We start from the raw sequence: 22,751 nt of genomic DNA on the forward strand, positions 1-22,751 counted from the left end.
TCCATGGATATTTTAGCGGATGTTTTGATAGTCGGCACAGGCATCGCAGGGTTGTATACCGCCCTTAATTTAAGAAAAGATTTAAAAATAGTGATTATTTCAAAGGGTAATATAGACCAATGTAACACCAGTCTTGCCCAGGGAGGAATATCTGTTGCTAGGGGCTACACTGATATAGATTCTTTTACACAAGATACTTTAAGGGCTGGGCAAATGGAAAATAGTGTAGAAGCGGTAAAAACTTTAGTTGAAGAATCAATGGAAAATATAAATCACCTTTGTAATTTAGGTGTAGATTTTGATAAAGACAGAGAAGGCCTATGCTATACCCGTGAAGGAGCTCATAGTATAAATAGAATAGTGCATTGTAAGGACTTTACTGGTGAAAAAGTAGAAGATATTCTTATTACTAATATTAAGTCAAGAAAAAACATAACTATATTGGAGAATTGTTGTTTAATAGATATTATACAAAAGGATAATGTTTGTATGGGAGGAATTTGTCTAAAAAACAATGAACAAATTAATATCCTAACCAAAGTTACAACCCTTGCTACCGGAGGAATCGGCGGTATATTTAAGAACTCTACTAACCAGAGAATACTTACTGGAGACGGTATCGCCATCGCAATAAAAAACAAAGTAAAAGTTAAAAATCTAAATTATATTCAGTTTCACCCTACAGCTTTTTTTTGCTCTAATCAAGATGAAAAGAGGTTTTTAATCTCTGAATCTGTTAGAGGTGAAGGCGGTAAACTAATAAATAATGAAGGTAAAAGATTTGTAGAGGAACTTCTTCCTCGGGATGTAGTTACAAGGTATATATATGAAGAAGAAAAAAGGACTAATAGTCGCAACGTCTATCTTGATGTTAGTTTTATGAATAAGGACTTTTTAATTAAAAGGTTTCCAAATATATATATAAAGTGTTTAGAAAATGGTGTTGATATAGCAAAAGAACCTATTCCAGTTTCACCGGCTCAACATTATTTTATGGGAGGTATAGATGTAGATTTACAGGGCAGAACCTCTCTTAAAAACCTGTATGCCTTTGGAGAAGTAAGTTGTACTGGAGTTCATGGTGCTAATAGATTAGCTAGTAATTCTCTACTAGAGGGATTGGTTTTTTCAAAGCGAGGTGCTATTCAAATAAATAGCATTATTGATACCCTAAAAATATATAAAATGCAAGCTCCTAGGCTTAAATATCACACTAAGTATTATGAGAAGGAGTATAAACAAATTTTAATAGATAACATACTTAAGTTGAGAGGAGATCTTAAAAATGAACTGGTTACTTGTTGATGAACTTATTAAAGGTGCTCTTAAAGAAGATATTTATTATGAGGATATAACTACTAACTCTATAGTTGGACATTGTTCTCAGTCTACTGTAGACTTAATTTCCAAAGAAGATGGCATTATAGCAGGTACAGAAATTTTTACGAGAGTTTTTACTCTCTTAGGCAGTGCTAATACAGAACTCTATGTTAATGATGGAGATAAAATCTATAAGGGCCAGAAGCTTGGTGAGATTTACGGAAATACTAGAGCTATCCTCACTGGAGAAAGAGTAGCGCTAAATTTCCTTCAAAGAATGAGTGGTATTGCTACTCTTACAGATAAATTTGTAAGAAAATTAGAAGGAACCACTACAAAGCTCTTAGATACAAGAAAAACTACTCCTGGTATGAGAGTTTTTGAAAAATATGCAGTAAAAGTAGGTGGAGGATGTAATCATAGGTTTGGGCTAAATGATGGAGTTCTTATAAAAGATAACCATATAGATGCTGCTGGAGGAATAAAAAATGCAATTGAGTTGTTAAAAAAGAATGCATCCTTTGTTAGAAAAATAGAAGTTGAAGTAGAAAATTTAAGTCAACTTGAAGAAGCTCTAGAAGCTAAAGCGGATATAATAATGTTAGATAACATGGATATAGAAACCTTAAAGACAGCAGTAAAAATTGTAAACAGAAAAGCAACCACAGAAGCTTCCGGCAATGTTACCTTAGATAGTATAGATGAGATTGCTAAAACTGGAGTAGACTATATCTCTACAGGTGTATTAACACACTCCTTCAAAGTTTTAGACTTAAGCATAAAAAATTTAAGAATGTTAAAAAATAACATTAACCTTTAATATAAAATTAGAAATAATACTTGCTAAAATAATTGTAATTTTAGAAAACTTTCTATAGTATTAAAACTCCTCTTAGAAGTCAAAATAATAGTGTATCATATGACATGTGAGGAGGAATTATAAATGACAAATCAACAAGAAAAAGATAGATTAATGCAAAAAACAAGAGAACAAGAAAAAGATGCACATCGTATAGATCAGCTAATAGATACCGTAGAAAACTATACTAGAACAGAGAGACATCTTGAGCAATATTCTCATATAGGTGATCCTAAAAACAAAGCTCATGCTAGAGATATACAATGTGCTAGAGAAGCGGAGATTCAACACCTAAAAAATGAGATTGTTTATGGTGCTGAATATGATGATCATCCATTAGAGAACTTAAAGGAAAATTATGAAGATACAAAGGAATACTTAGACCACTTTGGCAATAGATTAGATAGTAAAACTTTAGCTAATGTAGAAGAAAAACAAAAAAATAGAGCAAGAACAATAGATCAAATGGAGTAATTTAATCTCTTAACCACAAAGGCAGTACAATGCAAGTAAATCGCTTGTTATATTGTACTGCCTTTACTATTGAGTCAACTTAACTTCTCTAAACTTGATAATAAAATTTTAGAAATTAGAAGGATTTTTTAATATGTTGTAGAAATTATTACAAGGTAGTAATTTATATTATTTAATAATTTAAGTTTGAATTGAATAAAATTAAGGAAAGGGTGAATTTATTGGAAACAGATATAAACTTTAATTCTCTTATAACTTCTGTTGGTAAATGCTGCTTAGGAGAAAAGGATTGTGGTACATGCTCTAAAGAGAGCTGTTTAATTGGTTATTGCAAAAAAAATCTACTTACCTGTTTGAAAACTAATGAACAATTTATTAATGGAGAAATAGATAACATACCTTTGTTTGATACAAAGATCTTTGACGAAAGCTCCATAGTTGAAACTGTTGGCCTTATTCTTAATCAGTGTAAAAATTGCAATGCTTATCATGATGAAGAATGTATCATTAACATACTTAGGAGTTCTTGTGAAGTAATTTTATTTGGAAATCCTAAAGACTATAACGGAAGCGTTTTATTATACTTAAATGATGTAAAACAAGATAATGCTGAACTATCCAGCAGGATATATGAGGCATTTGTCAATGCTAAAAAATAAAATCTAAAAGACTATTTAAAATAATAGAAAGGATGTTTGAATTATGGATGAAATTAAACTAACCATCGAAAGTACTTTAGGAGATACTAAAGGTACTATATTAGAAAGAGCTGTTAAACAAACCTTTACTGGTGAAACAAAGGAAGCAGGTTTATACATGGCCATAGCCCGCCAGGCTCAGAGACAAGGCTATGGAGATATAGCAGAAATTCTAAAGGTTATGGCTTTAGAAGAATTAGACCACGCTGCAACCTGTGCTGAACTTAACGGAATGATTACTGATAACTGCTTTCAAGATATACGGCAAATGTTAGAGGGAGAAATTTTCGCTAATAATGCTAAAAATTCCGATTCCTTAAAGGCAGATGAACTTAAAATTGATTCAGCCAGAGAATTCTTTAGCATAGCCGCTAAAGATGAAGGTAGACATGCTAGAATATTAGAAGGAATACTTAAAAACTATAACAAATAATACTAAACATGATTATGACTATATTCAGTAGTATAGTTTGTAACGCTAACTCTACTAATTCATATAATAATATATAAGCAATTTATTGGAGAAAATTATGAGTTCTTCTAATGAAATTGTAAGAATTTATGATTCTATTATAAGCTTTTTTCAAACAATAGGATATCCAACTATAGATTTAGCTTTTCAACTTATAAGAATAAGAAAACCTCTATTTGATTACTTAAAATATTATAAATCTAGCTAACTTAAACTAGCTTCTTCTTAAAAATTCAATATTTACTACATTAAACTTATTTACCGTAAGACCCTATGTTTTTAACATGGGGTTTTTATAACTTTACATTTATTTCAATGCTGATATAATTATAATAATTTGGATAACCTAAATCTTAGTATTTATCTTATAAATCTATTATGTAAAGTAGGTGTAATTTATGTTTAAAAGAATTCATTATAACTCTCCAGTGATTTTAACCTTTACCTTTATTTCTTTTGCTGTTCTTCTACTTGATAAGTCTACTGGCGGGTTTACTAATAACTTACTCTTTACAAACTTTAGAACTTCCATTAAAGACCCTCTTCAATACGTACGTCTTTTCAGTTATATTTTAGGTCATGCTAATTGGAGTCATTTTTCAGGTAATTTTTTAATTATTCTACTTGTCGGGCCTATGGTAGAAGAAAAATATGGTTCTTCCTCTCTAATGGAAATGATTTTAGTAACAGCCTTTTTAACTGGTCTTATAAATACAATATTCTTTAACGCTGGCCTTCTTGGAGCTAGTGGAATTGTTTTTATGCTAATACTACTTAGTTCCTTTGCAAATGTTGAATCTGGAAAGGTACCTCTTACTCTTATTATTGTTACATTTGTATTTCTCGGAAAGGAAATTCTAAGTGGGCTTCTAATTAAAGATAATATATCACAGTTTGCTCACATATTTGGCGGACTATGCGGCGGAATTTTTGGCTACCTAAGGCATAGAGGTGAATTGTAGTACCCTTTTATTTTATTTATGTAGTCGGTGAATTAATCAATTATGTAGACAATTTATATATTTTATGATATACTAATATAATTGCATAAGAACACGCCCTATGGCGCAAAACAATTTTATCAATAAATTAAGATATTATTCGGCTCTTGTGATTTTTATTACAAGAGCTTTTGTTTTTTTATTGCAACAAAAATTAGGAGGTAAAATGGAAATTTTAATAGTATTTTTACTTAAATTACTGGATAACACTCTGGGCACAATGAAGAATATATATCTAACCCGTGAAAAATTCTTCTTTTCCAGCTTGCTAGCAGCGTTATCTACAACTGTATATATGCTTGCTGTTGTGAGGATGGCAAAGTCAGATGGTATACTCAGCATCATAGCGATATGTACCGCAACATTTATAGGAACTCTGATTCCGGGGCTTGTCGTTAAAAAATCTGAGAAGGAGAAGCTTTTCATCTTTGATATTACAGCAGACAATATGGACAGCGGCAAAGAGTTTGCAGATATTTTAAGAAACGCAAACATTGCCACAAAAACCAGCGTTGTCTATGACAAAATGATGATAAAGACACTCTCTATAAAGGCATACTGTAACAACAGGGAGGAAAGCAAAGTGGTGAATGAAGCCATATATCCGGCTTTCAAATACAATGTTTATGCACCAATGAACTTGGATTAATCTCGGCATAAGTGCCTCGGAAAAAGGGACTCAGCTGAGTCCCTAAATTCATGATATAAAAATCTATACACTTAATATCTTAGAGACAGCATCAACTATATCTTCTCCCTTTCTATTTACTGCTAACTTCCACATGTAAAGTTTTTTTCCTATCTCTTTTAGGGACTTGTCATATTTATATTTTTCTTTCTGCTGTTCCATAATTACCCCCCCTTATGGTGTGTTTTTTTAACTATTTTTATAAAATCTTATATTTATCTTTTATTTGCACACTATAAGAAATGGAGGTGTTAACTGTGGATGCTAATAAAAACATTCCAACTAAAGGCAGTGATGATAAAAGATTGAAAAATTACTCTCAAGTTAATAGCTTTAATAGACTATCTGATAGAGATTCTGAAACTACTTCTTCATTAACTGCTGGTGGTGATAAATCAGTTATTAACGAAGATATAAATGATTCACTATATCGAGACTGATAATACTTAAATATCATATGACTTTTATTTGAGGATAGAGTATTTTACTCTATTCTCATTTAAAGCCTGCATCTTAAACAGAGACTGGATTTATTGCTATAATAAAACTCCTCTATTTGTATTCAGAATAAATAAGCACCAGTATTTCTACCAGTGCTTTTCCATATATAACAAGGGGGACTTATTATATAATCTCTATTTTGTATTTATATTTAGTTTATTTAAACTCTCCTGAATCCTTTCAGCTTTACCACTTGCTTTACACAATGCTAAAGTTGTTACTATTGTCATTATGTCTAATAGACCAAGAACTAGCTCTTTCATAATAATACCTCCTAAAAAGGATTTTCCTCTAAGTTCTATCAACTTAGGACAATTATTATTATAGATATCTAATGTTACAGTCTTGTGTCGTTAGTATTACATAATTATTAAATTAAAGGCACCTGATATTTCTCCAAGTGCCTTTTCTCAGAGTATGGGGATGTTTAGTAGGAACAAATAGGATTCTAACCTATCATGTAAGCCCCAGTTGCTTATTATTTCATATTTAAAGGGGAGTTTCCTCTCCCAGCTGTGCCACGTAATACCCATTGCCTAACACAGCCTTTAGTCCAAATTTCTATACTACTATTATAAATCACTTTTAACAGTGTTTTGTCTCAATAAAATCTCAAATTTGTCTCATGATTTTAACTATAAATCTTTTATATTTTTCTCAAACCTCTTTATTAATGATTCTTCATGGTTCATATTTTTTTTCATTTTCTCTACTTCCGTAATGTCTTTACTTAAGTCAGCGGCTACCTTAGCGAACGCAAGCATTATCCTTTTATTTTCTACTTTAAGTTGAAATGCATGTTCTATAGCGCATATCTTCTAGTGCTAATCTCACATATTGCTTACTCATACATATTCTCTCTTTCACTTGATTTTATAGGAATTATACCTGATTAGGCACAAATATAAGTAAGTTGCATATCATATTACCACAGGTACCCACTCCATATTACATAGAAAATCAAGTTTTGCTCAAAAACTAAGGACAAGCTATAATCTTGATTTTCTAAAAAATATTATAGGGGTGACTTAAGATGACAGATTGTCATAAAAAAACTAAAGATTCTTGTAGCCACACTAAAAATCCTTGTAATCTTTGCAACCAATTTGCCAGGATACTTGGAGCAGAAATTTTAACATCTACAAGAGATTTATGCGTTGTGACATTTCTTAGAGATATAGATGCAACAATATTAGGAAGACCAACTCATTCTCCATTAGCTTTAGCTGCTTTATTCTCTTTCGAATCTACCGATAGCTGTGGAAGAACTCTTAATTTAGGTGAAACAGTAATTTTACAGAAAGAAATTAATGATTTCATTACAATTCTTAGAGAACATGGAATAACAGTTACTGCTCTCCATAACCATTGGTTATTTGATAATCCAAGACTCATGTATATTCACTTTGAATCTATTGATGAACCTTTAAATTTCGCAAGAAAAGTAGCAGATGCTTTACGCGTCTTAAGGTGCTGATGCTTTACACGTTTTAATATAATTAGCTCGGGTAACTGCTGAATATTCTGCAGTTACTTTATTACATAAAAACCCCTATTATTATATCCTCAATTTTTCTTATTACCTAGACACATATTATTTCGCATCTAAATTTACCTATATTCCTAATCATAATTTTTAAGTGTAACATTAATATTTTTTAATTTTTGCCGTTTTTTTGCCGTTTGCCTTGTCAATACCCCGGAAGTGTTGTATAATCAATGTTTGTAAGCCGTGAGAAGTGTTCCTTGCCTAACCACTTCTACAATAAAAAAAACAAGGAGGTAAATAAAAAATGATACGATACAGCTTAGTAGAAGATAAAAATCAACGTGAAATTGTTTTACTTAAGGCGTCACCATGTATTTGGAGTCGCTGTTCTTTTTGTGACTATATACACGACAATAGCGAAGATACCGCCGCCAATGTAAGGCTAAACAAAGAAGTTCTTGAAAATATTACAGGCAAGTACAGATCCTTAGAAGTGATAAATTCAGGAAGCTGTTTTGAATTACCTAAGGATACTTTAACCGACGTTAAAGAAGCAATATTCTCTAAAGGTATAGAAAAGCTATTTTTAGAAAGTCACTGGATTTATAGAAACAGACTTAATGAAATGAGGGAGTTCTTTGAAGTTCCCATTATCTTTAAATGCGGTATAGAAACCTTCGATGACAATTTCAGAAACAATGTTCTAAATAAAGGAGCCATATTCTCAGGTCCAGAGGAAGTATCTAAATATTTCAACTCTATATGTCTCATGGTAGGAATTAAAGGGCAAACTAAAGATATGATTAAAAAAGACATTGAATATTTATTAAAGTATTTCCAATACGGATGTATAAACATGTATGTTGAAAATACTACACCCCTGAAGAGAGACGCTGAGCTAATTCAATGGTTTAGAGAGAATTACAGTTTCTTAGAGCATAATGATAATATAGAAATTCTTTGGAATAATACTGACTTTGGAGTTGGAGGAGAATAAAATGAATAATAGTAGTAAAAACATAAAAAAATTAGTCAAAATTGCAATAACTGCTGCCATATATGCAGTAGCAACAGTATCCATAGCTCCCTTAAGTTACGGTGCTGTGCAATTTAGATTTTCCGAGGTGATGACTCTTTTAGCATTCATTGATCCTATATATATACCTGGTCTTGTACTTGGATGTGCTATATCAAATCTTTACAGCCCTTTAGGGATAGTTGATGTATTAGTTGGAACTACAGCTACTCTATTGGCAGTTTACATGATAAAGAAAACAAAAAGTTTATTTATTGCAACCCTTTGGCCTACTATAGCAAACGGATTAATTGTAGGGGCTGAATTATATTTTGCATTAAATCTTCCATTTTTGGAATCTGCTTTATATGTCGCTCTAGGAGAATTTGTTGTAGTCACCTGTATAGGATACCCTTTATTTAAATTATTAATGAAAAGAGAAGATGTGATGAAGGTACTGAAATACCAGTAAATTTTTATCCGATATTCTATCTGATTCTTAGTTTATCTTCATTACTAAATATTTAATAAAAGCAGAAAAGTTAAGAACTTGCTATCAGTTTTATAAAAAGTTCTTAGCTTTTCTGCTTTATTTCTAATATTTTTACTTTATCCCCTTTTGAAAGGATGAGTTTTCGAAAACTGTAGCCATTTCTTCTGGCGGAAGAGGTCTTCCAAAATAATATCCTTGAATTTTATTACAACTTTTAACTTCTAGAGATTTTAGTTGTTCCTCTAGCTCTACCCCTTCTGCAACGACCTCTAAATCCATTTTATGTGCAAGATTTATTATTTGCTCAGTGATTATTTCTTCATAGGAATTTTTACAAAGTCCATCAATAAATGTTTTGTCTATTTTTAGCGTGTTTATAGGTAAGCTTTTTAAATAATTTAAGGAAGAATATCCCGTTCCAAAGTCATCTAGAGCTACTCTTACCCCTATACCTCTTAACTCGTTTAAGGCACTTAAATTTAATTCTAAGGACTCCATCATAACACTCTCTGTTATTTCAATTTCCAAAGCTTGCGGATCTGTATTTGTTTCCTTCAAAACCTTCTTAACTGCCGCTACAAAATCACTTTTTTGAAGCTGAATGGCAGAGACGTTAACAGAAATAAAATTATAACAATAACCTTTATTTCTCCACTCCCTGTTTTGCTTACAAGCAGTTCTTAAAACCCACTCACCGATTGGTACTATTAAGCCTGTTTCCTCAGCTAGGCTAATAAATTCTCTAGGTGAAACCCACCCGAATTTTTTATTATTCCACCTAATAAGTGCTTCGAAACTTACTATTTTTCTAGTCTCTACATCTACTTGCGGCTGATAATATAGCGTAAATTCTCTATTTTTGATAGCCTTTCTAAGCTCAGCTTCTAATTCGGTTTTTCTAAGAACCTCATCATACATTGATCTTTTAAAGAACTTATAGGAACTCTTTCCATCAGCCTTAGCTTTGTTTACTGCTATATTTGCATTTCTTAATATTCTAGTAATATCTTCACCATCACCTGGATAAATGCTTATACCTATACTAACTGATATGAAAAACTCTTTTTCATCAATTTCCCACAAACCATTTGAGGATGCTAATAATCTCTCTGCAGTTGCTGCAACTACTTCTTTATCTTCTACCCCTGTCTGCAGTATCAAGAACTCATCTCCACCAGTTCTTGATACTATAAACCCTTCGCCAAGCTCATTTTGAATAGCCTGTCCTATTTTCTTTAACAGCTTATCTCCATACTCATGTCCAAAGGTATCGTTAACATTTTTAAAATTATCTAAATCAATGTGGTAAACAGCAAAGTACTCATGGTTATCTATCCTATCGTTCAGCTCTTTTCTAAAAAAGTTCCAGTTAGGTAAATCCGTAACAAAATCATAGTATGCCATTCGTTCCATCTCTTTGTACTGTTCTCTAAGCTCTTGTTCTGCAGCACTAAGCTGTTCATATACAGCTGAAAGTTCTAAATAATTTTCGTTTATTAATTTATTAGCTTCTAATTCTTTTAGATTCTTATATCCTAATTCTCCGAACATCCTTGCACCCTTACAAAGAAAATCTATCATTTTTTTAATATCATCTTCTGAAACCACAGGAATTTGCTGTATAGTTTTTATATATTCATCTTCAATAAGTCCAAAATACTTAGCCTGATTTTTAAAATATTCAATTTTAGGTTCTTTAAAAAATACTTGACCTGCAAATAATGTAGCTATGTTTTTCCCATTAATTATTATCGGAGCACCTATATATATCAAACCGCTCGTACATCTACATATAGCGTATTCCTTACCCTCTTTTATTTGTTTTAAAATATTTCTTTCCGCCCCATCACATTTAAATCTATATAAGAAATCATATTTGTTTATATCACTACAATTATCACTATTTTTGGCTACTAATTTATCATCGTTGTCCTTTATTAGACAACTTATCCCTGTTACTGAATAAAAACTATTAACCAACTCCTGTAACTCGCCCATGTTCACTAGTTCCGAAAATTTATATTCCAAGCTCCCACCAACTTTCATTTTCTATACTGAACTAATTATATTAATTGCATGGAATTTTCTGTGCCTTTTAATTAAAATAAATTTACCATTAAATTTTAAAAATAACATGCATAAATTAAATAAATATACACTCTTGTTTACATTTTACCATATTAAATGGCTCATGTGTTAAAAATTTATAATTTTTTTGTCAAATTTTAAAAGTTCCTAATTATTGTGGAAATATCTCTCCACATATTAACATACCATAACCTACCAGCTCATGTAAACAAAATAAAACAAGCTATCACTATTTTGATAACTTGTTCTATCAACTAAAAACTACTATATTACAATAAAATTACTTTTTCTTTAATCAAACTTAAAATCCTTTAGTTTGTCTTTGAATAAATCTCCAAGAGTCACCCCTGAAGCTGTATCAACATATTTTTTAATGTCTTCCTTTGGCTTTTCCACAGCTTCCTTTATACTTAAGCTTATTTTCTTTTCTTTCTCATCTATATTTAGTATCTTAACTTTTACCTTTTGTCCTAAAGTTAACACATCACTTGCCTTAGTAATTCTTTCTTCGGATATCTCTGAAAGATGAACTAATCCTTCAACTCCTAGCCCTATCTCAACAAAAGCACCAAAGTTTAAAAATTTAGTGACTGTTCCCTCAATTACATCTCCAATCTTAAAGTTTTTTATGATATTGTTCCAAGGATCTTCACTTAGATCTTTTAAAGCTAAGGATATTCTATTTTTTTCTTTATCTGCTTCCAACACATACACTTCTACCTGTTGACCAACAGAGACCACTTCTGAAGGGTCTTTAACTCTCTTCCATGAAAGCTCTGATATATGAATTAGACCATCTATTCCTCCCAAGTCAACAAAGGCACCAAACTTGGCAAGTCTGCTTACCTTACCTATTCTTTTTTCCCCTGGTTTAATTTCCTCCCATAGCTTTTCTTTCTTACTTTCACGCTCCTTTAGCTCTACCTCTTTTCTAGATAGCACTAATCTTTGTTTATCTCTATCAAGTTCAATCACCTTTACTTCCAGAGTTTTGCCTACAAATTCATTTAAATCCTTTACAAAGGATGCTGATAGTTGAGATGCTGGAATAAAAGCTCTAACCCCCTTTACGTTGGCTACTACTCCTCCTTTTACTACTTCCTTAACTACTACATCAAAAGTATTGTTTGCAGTAAATAACTCCTGTAACTGCTCCCAGACCTTTTCTCTATCTGCTGTCTTTTTAGACACAACAACATTGCCCTCTCCATCGTTCATATCTAATATGTAAACATAAATCTCATCATTTTCTTTTAATAATTCATTAAGGTTTACCTCTGTATCTTCAGTAACTTCACTTTTTGGCAAAACTCCATCTGACATATATCCTAAATTAATAATTGCCCCATTATTTGTAACAGAGATTACTTTCCCCTTTACTATTTCTCCCCTTTTAACAGTTTTCATTGAGGATTCAATCTCATTCATAGCCTCATTCATTGAACTTACTTCGTTATTATCAAATGACATATAACCAGCTCCTTTTATATTGATATATATTAAGATTTACTTTAATTACAATTTTATTCTATCACAAACCTAATGGAACATTCTACCACTAAGTACGCCTAATACCAAAGATAGTTGTGAAAGGGGATTTTTTAAGAAAAATTCGTTGAAAATTTGAAGATATATAGGTCTCTATCTTCATTAAACTTCAAAATAAATATTGTAAAATTAATTACTTTAGATATGATTAAAGTAATAGTTTATATGTTCTTAATTATTAGGTTGGTAAAAATTTATTCCTTAACAAAAATTTTAAAACTTTTCATTTATTTTTTGAAGCATAAGACGCTTATAATGCGTCTAATATGCTGAAAGGGGGAAATATCTTAACATAAGATATTATTGCGTATATGGATAAAGAGATTGAGAAACTAATTGACGAATATGGGAATGATGTACTCAGAATTGCCTATATATACTTGAAGGACAAGCATCTTGCAGAAGATGCATTCCAAGAAGTGTTTGTGAAGGTCTATAAGAACCTTAATAAATTTCAAGGAAATAGCAGTGTAAAAACTTGGATTTTATCTATTACTATGAATACTTGTAAAGATATATTAAGAAGTTCTTGGTTAAAAAGAATAGTATTCAACCAAGATCAAAAACTTTTCAATTGTGATACCAATATTTTGGACAATCCCGATGAAGAAGTTATTAAACAATTCGAATATAATGAATTACTAAAGGAAGTTATGAAACTTCCTAAAAAATATAAGGAAGTAGTTATTCTTTTTTATTATGAAGAAGTTTCAACTGCTGAAATAAGTAAAATACTATGTATACCTGAGGGAACAGTAAGGAGTCAGTTATTTAGGGCTAGAGAAATTTTAAAATATAATTTAGATGGGAAGATAAGCTATGAGTAAAGATATTAATAATTTGAGAGAAATTACGGATTCTGTTCTTAAGGATATTAAAGTTACTGATGAACTAAAATCATTAACTTTAAAAAAGTGCAAAGAAAAAAAAGAACATAGTACTAAACCAATTTTTATAACTGCTGCATCAGCAGCTATTATAGCATTTTCAATTTTCAACTATAAATTTATATTACATAACCCTAAACTAAATAATAATGTTAGTAAAGAATTACCTAATAAATCAATTAGTCTTAATAATATTGATAATGATACTTTTCCAAAGGAAAGTAAGACAAATGATCAAGATACTTTAAAAAGCGATCTTACAAAGGGTGAAATTCAATCAAAAGACAAAAGTCAACAGAATGACTATGATACCATTATTAAAAATAACCAAAGGGAAGAAAAAGTTATTTCCTCTAATAATGATAATAACCTAACTGACTCAAGCAAAAATGAAAGCTTAACCAGAGTACCAGAAACAGAGGCTTCCAGAACCTTGCCACAACATAATACAACAAATAGTATACCAGAAAAATCATCATTGGACTTTAATATAGATGAAACAAATGATATTCCTCAAAGTAGCCTTTTAAACATGGATACGCCTTCTATGAAAGTTGCATTAGACTCTCCTAATCCTATAAGTGTTGCTGATGCCGAAAACTTTTGGGGAGATAAAATTCTCATGCCTTCTTATTTACCAAATGGCTTCCAGCTTACAGATGTATCAATACCAAAAGATAACTCTAAGGAAGTATATGTAAAATTGAACTATAGTTTTGAAAATACTTACTTTAGAATAGTACAAAATAAAAGCACTACTTATATAAATTATGTTGGTGAGAGTATCGACTTTAATGGTTCAAAGGCATATGTTTCTAAGACTAAGGATACAGCTAACCCAAACATACTAATAACGGAAATCAAATGGATAAATAACAATATAGAATATACAATCACAGGAAACTTATCCGAAAGTGAGTTAACCAAAATATTAAAATCCATTGGTTAACTCAATCAAATTAAGTTTTTTCTAAATTTGCGATTATTGTTATCTGTAAGTTAAACCTATTATACAGCCCTTCTTAATGCTGTATTTACTACATTAGATAATATAAGTGAGGCTACAGTATTTATCAAAGATGCCGGTAAAACCACAGATAAAAATAGTATAGTGAATTTAGTCGGTAGGCCTACCATAAGAGAAGCTGCTGTTAAAAACACTGTGCCGCTTACTATAGTTCCTACTATTGTAACTAAAACAATTTTTAATTGATGGTTTATATTATTTCTCATAGGTTTTAAGAATAAAAATATTACATTTGCTGTTATAATCTTGTCTATAAAATTTGCTATTTGTCCCCCAGGAAAAGTAGTTGTTGCTGCTGATAGTATTCCTGCTACAATTCCTGCACTTATACAAGTTTTATAATCCTTATTTAGAATCATTATTATAAATAACATTACCAAAGAAAAATCCGGCTTCATACCTAATACTATTGGAGGGGAAATTTGATGCAATACAGCACCTATAGCTAAAAACAGTGAGTTTAAGATAAGGTTTTTTACATTCATGAAATACATCTCCTTTTCAAATAATAATCAAATGATAATAGATGAATATATAAACTCTTTCACAACATAGCAACTCCTCCTGAAATATTTATTTAAAATAAAAAACTCCGTCCTAATAAATAGGACGGAGATATCCGCGGTACCACCTAAATTGTGTTTAAAATAAACACCTCTTAATTTCAGGCACTAACATGCCTCATCCACTATAACGTGTGGCTTACGGTAATTGACTACTCTTTAAAAACTCTAAATTTCGATTTACTCCTCAAAGGCCCATTCACTGGTAACTATCGTATTGAGATCACACCATCCTCAACTCTCTGTAACTAAGTAATACAGCTACTCTTCCTCATCAAAGGATTAATTAATATTAAACTGTATTTATATACTACCAGTTTAATAGAGCATTGTCAACGATAGTTTTCCCAATAGTCCAAAAAATTATTATATTACAAATTCACTTACAAGTATTTGCTATAGCCTTACAGAGAATATTTGTGAACTTTTCCCCTATCTTTGGCAGCTCCTCTTTTTTATCAGATATCCTTAGCATAAGAGGTAATTCAATATGATAGCTCACCCATCTCTTATCAGTTATGGTGGACGATTTAGTTGCTTTGAAATATATATTATCAAAATCTGAATTTATTCTTAGCTTTTTTAATTCTGCTAAATCTCCGTCACTATCATTTTTTAAGCATTCGTTATTTATTAATCTTTGAATTTCCTTTCTAAGATTATGTGCATAGATTTCTTCTTCCTTACTTCCACAGGATATTTCTATATCATACTCACCAGCATTAAAGGGTCCATGTCCATGTATTTCGACTAAATATCTAGGCCTGCACCTCTGAAGTGCCAAATAATAATCGCTATAGTTATAATCATGATTTTTATTTGGATCTATAAAATAATTACAAGCGCATAAGAAAGAACAGTTTAGCATTTCCGCAATGTAATTACCAATATATCCTGTATTTTCATCTCCATATTTATGACTTTCACAAGGCATTTTGTAAGTTCCAGATGGAGTATGATGTGGAACTCCTATTGCAAGACTATTGTTTTCTTTTATATCTGCAGTAAATATACTAACATCATTTAATTTTAATATATCTGAATGCAAAAAATCACCTCTCAATCTTTTTTTAGTTACAAGTGCGAGTTGAATTTTAGACATTTAGATAACATTATTTTGTCCTATTCTTTTATAATTTACTTTAAACAATAATGGAATATTAGCCACTGATTATAAAGAATAAAACTGTTCCAGTAGGAAAAAATAATTTTGAAAGGGGAGTTGTAAATGGTTAAGAAAAAAATTGAGGTTCTTACAAAAAAAGATAGAGTTCACAATCCTGCAGTTAAAGATGCAGAGAGAAGAATAAATAAGGAAATCCCCGGAATGTCTGGAAAGTATTCTGGAAGATAATACAAGAAGAAAAATAAAGGTGGGATAAATTTATGGCAAACAAAAAGTCTGATCCAACAACAGATGCAAAAATGAAGTCTATGGATGCTGAAGATAACGCCAGTAGAGAAGCAGATAATGGATATATGCAGCGTGGAAACCCTGCAGGTATTGCTCAAAAACAAAGAGTTTTAGCTAATAACGATAACGGCTCTCATATGTAGACATATTTAATTTCACTAAGTTTGTTCCAGAAAAGATTTTACACCTTTTCTGGAACAAACTTAAATTAAAATCCATGAATATTCCTTAAAGTAAGTGGAACAAATTATGTTAGATATAATCATTAGACTAACGTAATATAGCCTAAGCTGATTTTTAATCTTTTTTAGCAAATAAATTCTTATACCAATAGTTGATTATATCACTTCTTTTGATTATCCCAATAAATATTTCGTTATCGTCTACTACTGGAACGAAATTTTGGTTAATAGATAAGGTTATTAAGTCTTCAATATCAGAATTAATATAGACTGGCTTGTTATTCACCCTTCTCTCTATATCTTTTATAAAAACCTTACTTGTATCGTCAAAAGTTAGCCCAGAGGTATTCTTTAATTTCCAAAGCAAATCTCCCTCTGTCAAAGTTCCAACATATTTTCCTTTTTCATCGATAAGAGGTATAGCAGTATATCTATGATACTCCATCCTCTCCAATGCTTGTCTCATTGTTGAATTTAAACTCGCATATATTACATCATTTTTTGGTGTAAGAAAAAAAGCTATATTCATATTATCCCTTTCTCCTAACATACTTTTCTTTAAAAACCTTATAGGTATTCTTTGTTTTTACAATAAGTTTTTATACTTTATATTCTACTCTTTAAATATAATTATAATGCTAAATATTTAATCAGTCAAAAAACCTGCTGATATTTAAATTTTATAACAGCAGGTTTTTGTCTTACTATTCTACTATAATTAATTCTTTGTCATACTTATTAAGTATTTCGCATCCGTCCTCAGTTACTAAAACTAAATCCTCTATTCTAACTCCAACTTCACCTGGTAAGTATATACCTGGTTCTACAGAGAATATCATACCTGGCTGTACTCTATCAGTATTTACTGAAGAAACATCACCAAAGTCATGAGTTTCAATACCTATTGAGTGTCCTGTTCTATGAGTAAAGAACTTTCCATATCCATGAGCTGATATATGATCTCTTGCTGCAGCATCTATATCACAGAATCTTACTCCTGGTTTAACTATATCAATAGCTCTTCTATTAGCTTCTAGTACTATATTGTATATTTCTTTACCTTTATCTGAAGCGTATTTATAGAATACAGTTCTTGTCATATCTGAACAATAAGAATCCTTTACGCAACCTATATCTACTATTACACTATCTCCTTCTTTTACTACGGAGTTATCGCATCCATGATGTGGGTCTGCAGCATTTGCTCCATAAGCTATAATTGGGTCAAAGGAATAACCTTCTGCACCTAACTCTTCATATATGCTTAATAATAACTGTCCCATCTTCTTTTCAGAATGTTTTTCTGGTATTAGCTTTATCATTCTGTCTACAGCTAAATCATTTATTCTTGAAGCCTCTCTCATCAAATCTCTCTCTGCAGCATCTTTACACATTCTAACTCTGTCTAATATTGCTGAACCATTAATAAAAGTGCTTCCTCCTTTTAGCTCCATAAGTCTTAGTAAGAAACGAGCTGGCCAGTTTTTATCAACTCCCATTGGTTTATCCTTTTCTACATATCGGGAAACGATTTCAACTGCATCCTGAGTGTCATTAAACCAAACCTTTTCAACTCCTAAGTCTTCAGTAACAGGGAATAATTCATTTATAAATAATTTATTATTACCATTTAAATTTATGTATAGTGCAAGCATTCTTTCACCAGGATGAATCCATTTTCCAGTTAGATAGAATATAGCTGCTGGATCAGAAACCAACATTTGAGGTGTATTTGCAGCTTCCATTTCTTTTAACACTTTATTAAGTCTTTCCATATTCATAGTTTAGCTCCTCCTTTATTATGCTTAAGTCTTTGTTAACTCTTATTAAGTAAGAATTACTAGATTAAGTCTTGGAAAAATATTTTTGTTGCTTAATTAAATATTTTTAAGTGATTCCTTATTTATATAATATAAAAAGTTTCTAAATTTCGCAAGTTCAAATCTTAAAATTAGCAAAATTAATTTTAATTTTCAGCATATAAATAATATCTTTATGACATAAATTATTCATTTTCTTAAAAATATGATTAAGTAAAAACTAACTTATAATTTCTACTTAATCATACTTTTTTATACTTTTTATTGTGAAATTCTTTTACTTTCCACTCTATCTTTAAACCCTGTTTTCTTAACGAAGCTGCTCCAGATTCTCAGCCCTAGTCCTACAACTACAACAGCTCCACCTACCATTTCTATCTCATATAGTAGATTTTCCTTAAAAGTATTCATAACAGGCGCTGCTGATAACACTATTCCTAGCACAGTAACTATTAGCACTAAGTATGCTAACCCAATAGCATTCTTGTTGTATTTTGACATTTCATAGGGTCTAATCTCACCTAACCTAGTCTTTCTCAATTTTATGTAGGCAGCAAATAAAAGAACATATGGAAACAATGCTGTTAAAGCAGTCATTGTAAGAAGTACGTTATATATAGCATCAACAGATGGCAGCAAATTAGTGCCAAGTAATATAATACTTACTATTACCGCCTGAAGTATAACAGCATTAACAGGTATATTCCTGTCATTAACCTTTGTTAATCTTTCTGAAAATATACCTTTCTGCACACTTCCAAATAACATTTTTATAGGGGACGCTATATAAATTATTATAGTACCTATTACTGAGAGTGCTATTCCAAAGGCTACAATACGTATAAACCATGGACCTATTCCTAAATCTCCTGCAACTGCTGAAAGAGCCTCTAATATTCCCTGTGATGCAGTAATCTTATCGGATGGAAGTACCATAGTAATGGCTATTGATCCTAAAACATAAAGTCCTCCAACTAATGCTGCAGCTATTATAGTCGCTCTTGGAAAAGTCTTTTTAACATCTTCAACTTCTGTTACGAAATTTGCAGAAATTTCAGCACCAGCAAGTGCAAACATTATAGAGGAAATTGAAGCAAAGGAATCTGCGCTTAACTTAGGAGTTAAGGTAGCCATTGTATAGGTTGATGCTGGTCTATTCCCAAATATAAACACCGAAATAAAGGCCATACTTATTAAAAGTATCGCCGGCACTGTAGAACCCAAAGCTCCAGCACTTGTAAAAACTTTTCCTAAGGCCATTCCTCTAGTGCTTATTAGAGATAATATCCAAAAAAGAACTAGTGATGCTATCAGTACAAATAGTTTGCTGGTAGCAAGTTCTGGTCTTCCTAATATATAGGAAATATTAACAGTTAAAAAAGTTAGAAAAGACGAATACCAAAATATCTTGGCAGTCCAATTTAGCCAAGATACCATAAATCCCCACTTTTCACCATAAGCTTCTTTTACCCATTCATAGAGACCACCATCCCTAGGGTATGTAGCCGCTAATTCTGCACATATTAAGGCACTAGGTACAAAAAAGATAAAGGCGAAAACAATCCATATTGGTATAGCCCCAAGCCCTAATCCGAAGCTGGAGGCAGTAGATTTTGCAATCCACCTAATTCCGAATAATGCCGATACATTCATGAAGACTAAATCCCATAAACCAATTTTTCTTTTCATTTCTACACCTCTTTGAATTTGATTTAGTTGATGCAGTAATAAATTTTATCATAATAGCTAGCACATGTACACATAGAATAAAATACCAAATATAAACAAAAACCACCTTATCTTTTTCAGAATAAGGTAGTTTTTGAAAGTTCAACTATAAATTTTAATCAATTTCTGGTTCATCTTTTTTACGATCCACTTGATCACCTTTGAGTAAGTTTTCTACATGTGTTCCGATTTCATGGCCTTTTCTATAGGATGAAAGTTTTTCCATAGGCACCTCATCCTTATGAATATCCTTGCCTAAAAGGCTGTCAATTACTCCTTTTTTAGCTATTGGAACATCACCTACATGAATATCTTTTATATCATCTAATTCAAATCTATCCATATTTAAAAAGCCCCCTTATCTGTTTTTTCATTTATAGGTTATCCATGTAGATAAAAATAATGTATTTATAAATAAGATTGTTTTAAAGAATTTTCTAAAGATAATCTTCGTAACTAGCTTTTTGAACAATCATATTGAGCTTTTAATAGCTTTATAAGCATATCCTCTAAATTGTCCTTTTCTTTCTCGTTAAATTTGCCTTCATTCTCATCCATAAAAAGCAATCCATACTTTAATCCTTCTGTAATTTTCTTAATTTCATCTAAAGTTAAAATCATTAAAATATTTTCTTGCATTTCCATCCCCCCATATTTCTGTTGTGATATTGTTAAATCATATAATCCCCACAGATTCTAACCATTTGTTATAATAATTCAAGAAAATTTCAATATAAAAAAATAGAAAAGCCAGTTTCTCACACAGTCTTTTTCATAATGCTAAATATTCTGAAAAATGTTTTTTTACTAAAGTAAAGTGTCTATAATTACCTTACCTTAGTAATAAATTCTACTTAAATATTCCATTATTAAATCCCTAGATACTTATTTACTATTATATAAAATCCTTATCAGATAATTTACCTTAATTAAAAGTTTGCTATAAAATCATAATATTCTTCAAGCATATATTCTGTGTATACTTTTTTTCCCATAAGTCTAAATACTATATCGGATTTTTTATAACCTTCTTTATATAGTTTATAATCCTTAAAAAGCTTCTTTAACATTCCTTTATTTATTTGAAGCAAGAGCACAAGTTCATCTATACTGTAATATTCCTTGTATAATAACTGCTCTAAGCTTTTCTGCATCTGCAACTTATATTCTAAGTCTAATCTCCTATTCTTGTGAGGGCCTTCTTTTCCTCTATGATGTTCAGAACAGAGATATCTAAAATTCAATGGAAAATCCACGCCTCCTTGGCTTCTGTATACTATATGATGTTTATCCGCTTGTCTACCACAGATTTCGCACCTTAGCAATTTTTCCCCTCCTATTATTAAAACATTAATTTATAGCTCAATTATATCACAGCTTTTGAGATATTACACATGAAAATAATTATGGAATTGGTTTAATTTAGAATATTAAATCAAATGACAAATTCAGTACTTTATTTATAGCTTAATTTGCTTTATATGTTATAATTAAAAATAGTAATTTTAACCTAATCTTAGAACCATTAATTTAATAAGGGGGGTTTTTAAATGAGTGCTATGTTTAAGGTTATCCTTTCAATGGCTATATGGGGAAGTATTGGACTCTTCGTCAAAAATATTGATTTACCATCAATTGAAACTGTATTTCTTCGTGCAACCATAGCTAGTATATTTCTTATAGTATATGGTTTCACGAGAAAAAGTATAAGCAAATCTAGTTCCATAGAAAATAGTCTAGAATCTCAATCTATAAATAAAAATGATGATAGAAAAAAAATCTACATCCTAATTGCCTCTGGTATAACCATGGCATTTAACTGGATGCTTTTATTTCAATCCTACAAATATACTACTATTTCAAACGCTACCTTAAGTTATTACTTTGCTCCAGTGTTTGTAATACTGTTGTCACCCTTTATCCTAAAAGAAAAATTTACTAAATCTAAATTTTTTGCTGTAGCTGGTGCTATGCTTGGTTTATTCCTAATATTAAACAACCAAGGGGTTACTTCTAGCGCTAATTACAATCATATTAAAGGAATTATTTTTGGGCTTATGGCTGCAGTATTTTATGCTTCAGTTGTTTTATTAAACAAGTACATAAAGGGTTTGTCCGGTTATGAAATGACTGTAGTTCAGATCTCTACCGCCGCAATAGTATTACTTCCAATTATAATATACAGAAACAATTTGCATATCTCTGGATTAAAAAGCCTAATATTTATTCTTATAGTTGGAATAGTACATACAGGAATACCTTATTTATTATACTTTTCCGCTATGAAGGATTTAAAAGCTCAAAGCATAGCTGTAGTAAGTTATATCGATCCTATATCCGCTGTCATCTTTGGCTTTGTATTCCTAAAAGAAACTATGACAGTATTCCAGGTAATTGGTGGTTTATTAATTTTATTCTCAACCTTTTTTGGCAGCAAAGAAAAAAAGGTCTCAGAATCCCCATCTGAAACCTCTGTATAATTGT

General features: G+C 30.9%; 29 protein-coding genes and 1 other annotated feature. Of the genes, 17 read left to right on the forward strand and 12 right to left on the reverse strand.

Features of this window, described 5'->3' with window-relative positions; all coding sequences use genetic code 11:
• Positions 1–3: 3 nt before the first annotated feature.
• The 8 genes from P8V03_RS07180 to P8V03_RS07215 all read left to right on the forward strand — a co-directional run bounded on the left by P8V03_RS07180 (position 4) and on the right by P8V03_RS07215 (position 5,473).
• A complete protein-coding gene (locus tag P8V03_RS07180) occupies positions 4–1,305 on the forward strand; it encodes an L-aspartate oxidase (protein WP_318797594.1) in 1,302 nt (433 codons plus the stop codon).
• On the forward strand, positions 1,286–2,140 hold the full coding sequence (nadC, locus tag P8V03_RS07185) for a carboxylating nicotinate-nucleotide diphosphorylase (protein ID WP_318797596.1): 855 nt from the start codon (positions 1,286–1,288) through the stop codon (positions 2,138–2,140). The genes P8V03_RS07180 and nadC overlap by 20 nt, the downstream gene beginning before the upstream one ends.
• 123 nt (positions 2,141–2,263) lie before the next feature.
• Positions 2,264–2,653: a hypothetical protein gene (locus P8V03_RS07190; protein ID WP_261672831.1), complete on the forward strand. Its 390-nt coding sequence runs from the start codon at positions 2,264–2,266 to the stop codon at positions 2,651–2,653.
• A 221-nt stretch (positions 2,654–2,874) separates the two neighbouring features.
• Positions 2,875–3,312 carry a hypothetical protein gene (locus tag P8V03_RS07195; protein WP_318797598.1) on the forward strand — a complete coding sequence of 146 codons (438 nt, stop codon included), beginning with the start codon at positions 2,875–2,877 and terminating at the stop codon, positions 3,310–3,312.
• A gap of 43 nt (positions 3,313–3,355) precedes the next feature.
• Entirely contained in the window at positions 3,356–3,784 is a 429-nt protein-coding gene (locus P8V03_RS07200; protein WP_318797600.1) for a ferritin family protein, read from the forward strand.
• A 97-nt stretch (positions 3,785–3,881) separates the two neighbouring features.
• Entirely contained in the window at positions 3,882–4,031 is a 150-nt protein-coding gene (locus P8V03_RS07205) for a hypothetical protein (RefSeq protein WP_261672834.1), read from the forward strand.
• A 190-nt stretch (positions 4,032–4,221) separates the two neighbouring features.
• Positions 4,222–4,785, forward strand: coding sequence for a rhomboid family intramembrane serine protease (locus P8V03_RS07210; RefSeq protein WP_261672836.1), 564 nt, complete (start codon positions 4,222–4,224; stop codon positions 4,783–4,785).
• 205 nt (positions 4,786–4,990) lie between these two features.
• Complete coding sequence (locus P8V03_RS07215; protein WP_318797603.1) at positions 4,991–5,473, forward strand: hypothetical protein; 483 nt, start codon at positions 4,991–4,993, stop codon at positions 5,471–5,473.
• Between the two features lie 63 nt (positions 5,474–5,536).
• Here the strand turns inward: P8V03_RS07215 and P8V03_RS07220 are convergent, their stop codons facing one another.
• Positions 5,537–5,674, reverse strand: a complete 138-nt coding sequence (locus P8V03_RS07220) for a hypothetical protein (protein ID WP_318797605.1) — start codon at positions 5,672–5,674, stop codon at positions 5,537–5,539.
• A gap of 95 nt (positions 5,675–5,769) precedes the next feature.
• Between P8V03_RS07220 and P8V03_RS07225 the strand changes: the two genes are divergently transcribed.
• Positions 5,770–5,952: a hypothetical protein gene (locus P8V03_RS07225; RefSeq protein WP_318797607.1), complete on the forward strand. Its 183-nt coding sequence runs from the start codon at positions 5,770–5,772 to the stop codon at positions 5,950–5,952.
• A 195-nt stretch (positions 5,953–6,147) separates the two neighbouring features.
• On the opposite strand, the gene P8V03_RS07230 is transcribed toward P8V03_RS07225, so the two are convergent.
• A complete protein-coding gene (locus P8V03_RS07230; RefSeq protein ID WP_318797609.1) occupies positions 6,148–6,276 on the reverse strand; it encodes a hypothetical protein in 129 nt (42 codons plus the stop codon).
• Positions 6,277–7,046: 770 nt separating this feature from the next.
• Here P8V03_RS07230 and P8V03_RS07235 point away from each other — a divergent pair.
• The 3 genes from P8V03_RS07235 (at position 7,047) to P8V03_RS07245 (ending at position 8,989) form a co-directional block, all read left to right on the forward strand.
• Positions 7,047–7,490: a DUF1259 domain-containing protein gene (locus P8V03_RS07235; protein WP_261672842.1), complete on the forward strand. Its 444-nt coding sequence runs from the start codon at positions 7,047–7,049 to the stop codon at positions 7,488–7,490.
• 316 nt (positions 7,491–7,806) lie between these two features.
• Positions 7,807–8,499, forward strand: a complete 693-nt coding sequence (locus P8V03_RS07240) for a radical SAM protein (protein WP_318797612.1) — start codon at positions 7,807–7,809, stop codon at positions 8,497–8,499.
• Between the two features lies 1 nt (position 8,500).
• Complete coding sequence (locus P8V03_RS07245; RefSeq protein WP_261672845.1) at positions 8,501–8,989, forward strand: QueT transporter family protein; 489 nt, start codon at positions 8,501–8,503, stop codon at positions 8,987–8,989.
• A 132-nt stretch (positions 8,990–9,121) separates the two neighbouring features.
• Here P8V03_RS07245 and P8V03_RS07250 read toward each other — a convergent pair whose 3' ends face one another.
• Complete coding sequence (locus tag P8V03_RS07250) at positions 9,122–11,038, reverse strand: EAL domain-containing protein (protein WP_261672846.1); 1,917 nt, start codon at positions 11,036–11,038, stop codon at positions 9,122–9,124.
• Positions 11,039–11,389: 351 nt separating this feature from the next.
• Entirely contained in the window at positions 11,390–12,568 is a 1,179-nt protein-coding gene (gene rpsA, locus P8V03_RS07255; RefSeq protein WP_318797615.1) for a 30S ribosomal protein S1, read from the reverse strand.
• Positions 12,569–12,957: 389 nt separating this feature from the next.
• Between rpsA and P8V03_RS07260 the strand changes: the two genes are divergently transcribed.
• Together P8V03_RS07260 and P8V03_RS07265 are read left to right on the forward strand one after the other, a co-directional pair.
• Positions 12,958–13,473, forward strand: a complete 516-nt coding sequence (locus P8V03_RS07260; RefSeq protein ID WP_318797617.1) for a sigma-70 family RNA polymerase sigma factor — start codon at positions 12,958–12,960, stop codon at positions 13,471–13,473.
• On the forward strand, positions 13,466–14,482 hold the full coding sequence (locus P8V03_RS07265) for a DUF4367 domain-containing protein (RefSeq protein ID WP_318797619.1): 1,017 nt from the start codon (positions 13,466–13,468) through the stop codon (positions 14,480–14,482). Before P8V03_RS07260 ends, P8V03_RS07265 begins: the two co-directional genes overlap by 8 nt.
• A 59-nt stretch (positions 14,483–14,541) precedes the next feature.
• Here the strand turns inward: P8V03_RS07265 and P8V03_RS07270 are convergent, their stop codons facing one another.
• Entirely contained in the window at positions 14,542–15,045 is a 504-nt protein-coding gene (locus tag P8V03_RS07270; RefSeq protein ID WP_318797621.1) for a tryptophan transporter, read from the reverse strand.
• A 117-nt stretch (positions 15,046–15,162) separates the two neighbouring features.
• Positions 15,163–15,410, reverse strand: a binding site (T-box leader).
• Between the two features lie 92 nt (positions 15,411–15,502).
• Positions 15,503–16,171 carry a hypothetical protein gene (locus P8V03_RS07275; protein WP_318797623.1) on the reverse strand — a complete coding sequence of 223 codons (669 nt, stop codon included), beginning with the start codon at positions 16,169–16,171 and terminating at the stop codon, positions 15,503–15,505.
• A 180-nt stretch (positions 16,172–16,351) separates the two neighbouring features.
• On the opposite strand from P8V03_RS07275, the gene P8V03_RS07280 reads away from it, so the two are divergent.
• Positions 16,352–16,477: a hypothetical protein gene (locus P8V03_RS07280; RefSeq protein ID WP_261672852.1), complete on the forward strand. Its 126-nt coding sequence runs from the start codon at positions 16,352–16,354 to the stop codon at positions 16,475–16,477.
• Between the two features lie 32 nt (positions 16,478–16,509).
• Positions 16,510–16,680: a hypothetical protein gene (locus tag P8V03_RS07285; RefSeq protein ID WP_261672853.1), complete on the forward strand. Its 171-nt coding sequence runs from the start codon at positions 16,510–16,512 to the stop codon at positions 16,678–16,680.
• 154 nt (positions 16,681–16,834) lie between these two features.
• Here P8V03_RS07285 and P8V03_RS07290 read toward each other — a convergent pair whose 3' ends face one another.
• The 6 genes from P8V03_RS07290 to P8V03_RS07315 form a co-directional block, all read right to left on the reverse strand.
• Entirely contained in the window at positions 16,835–17,248 is a 414-nt protein-coding gene (locus P8V03_RS07290) for a CBS domain-containing protein (RefSeq protein ID WP_261672854.1), read from the reverse strand.
• 175 nt (positions 17,249–17,423) lie between these two features.
• Positions 17,424–18,500 carry a M24 family metallopeptidase gene (locus P8V03_RS07295; protein WP_261672855.1) on the reverse strand — a complete coding sequence of 359 codons (1,077 nt, stop codon included), beginning with the start codon at positions 18,498–18,500 and terminating at the stop codon, positions 17,424–17,426.
• A 300-nt stretch (positions 18,501–18,800) separates the two neighbouring features.
• Positions 18,801–20,228: an APC family permease gene (locus tag P8V03_RS07300; protein ID WP_261672856.1), complete on the reverse strand. Its 1,428-nt coding sequence runs from the start codon at positions 20,226–20,228 to the stop codon at positions 18,801–18,803.
• Between the two features lie 154 nt (positions 20,229–20,382).
• Entirely contained in the window at positions 20,383–20,610 is a 228-nt protein-coding gene (locus P8V03_RS07305; protein ID WP_261672857.1) for a hypothetical protein, read from the reverse strand.
• Positions 20,611–20,723: 113 nt separating this feature from the next.
• Positions 20,724–20,906, reverse strand: coding sequence for a hypothetical protein (locus P8V03_RS07310; protein WP_261672858.1), 183 nt, complete (start codon positions 20,904–20,906; stop codon positions 20,724–20,726).
• 290 nt (positions 20,907–21,196) lie between these two features.
• On the reverse strand, positions 21,197–21,592 hold the full coding sequence (locus tag P8V03_RS07315; RefSeq protein ID WP_261672859.1) for an HNH endonuclease: 396 nt from the start codon (positions 21,590–21,592) through the stop codon (positions 21,197–21,199).
• Positions 21,593–21,817: 225 nt separating this feature from the next.
• Here P8V03_RS07315 and P8V03_RS07320 point away from each other — a divergent pair, with 225 nt between their 5' ends.
• Entirely contained in the window at positions 21,818–22,747 is a 930-nt protein-coding gene (locus tag P8V03_RS07320) for a DMT family transporter (protein WP_261672860.1), read from the forward strand.
• Positions 22,748–22,751: the final 4 nt, after the last annotated feature.

The sequence above is a fragment of the Clostridium tanneri genome (assembly GCF_033659955.1).
In the GTDB taxonomy this organism is placed as follows: Bacteria; Bacillota; Clostridia; order Clostridiales; family Clostridiaceae; genus Clostridium_AM; species Clostridium_AM tanneri.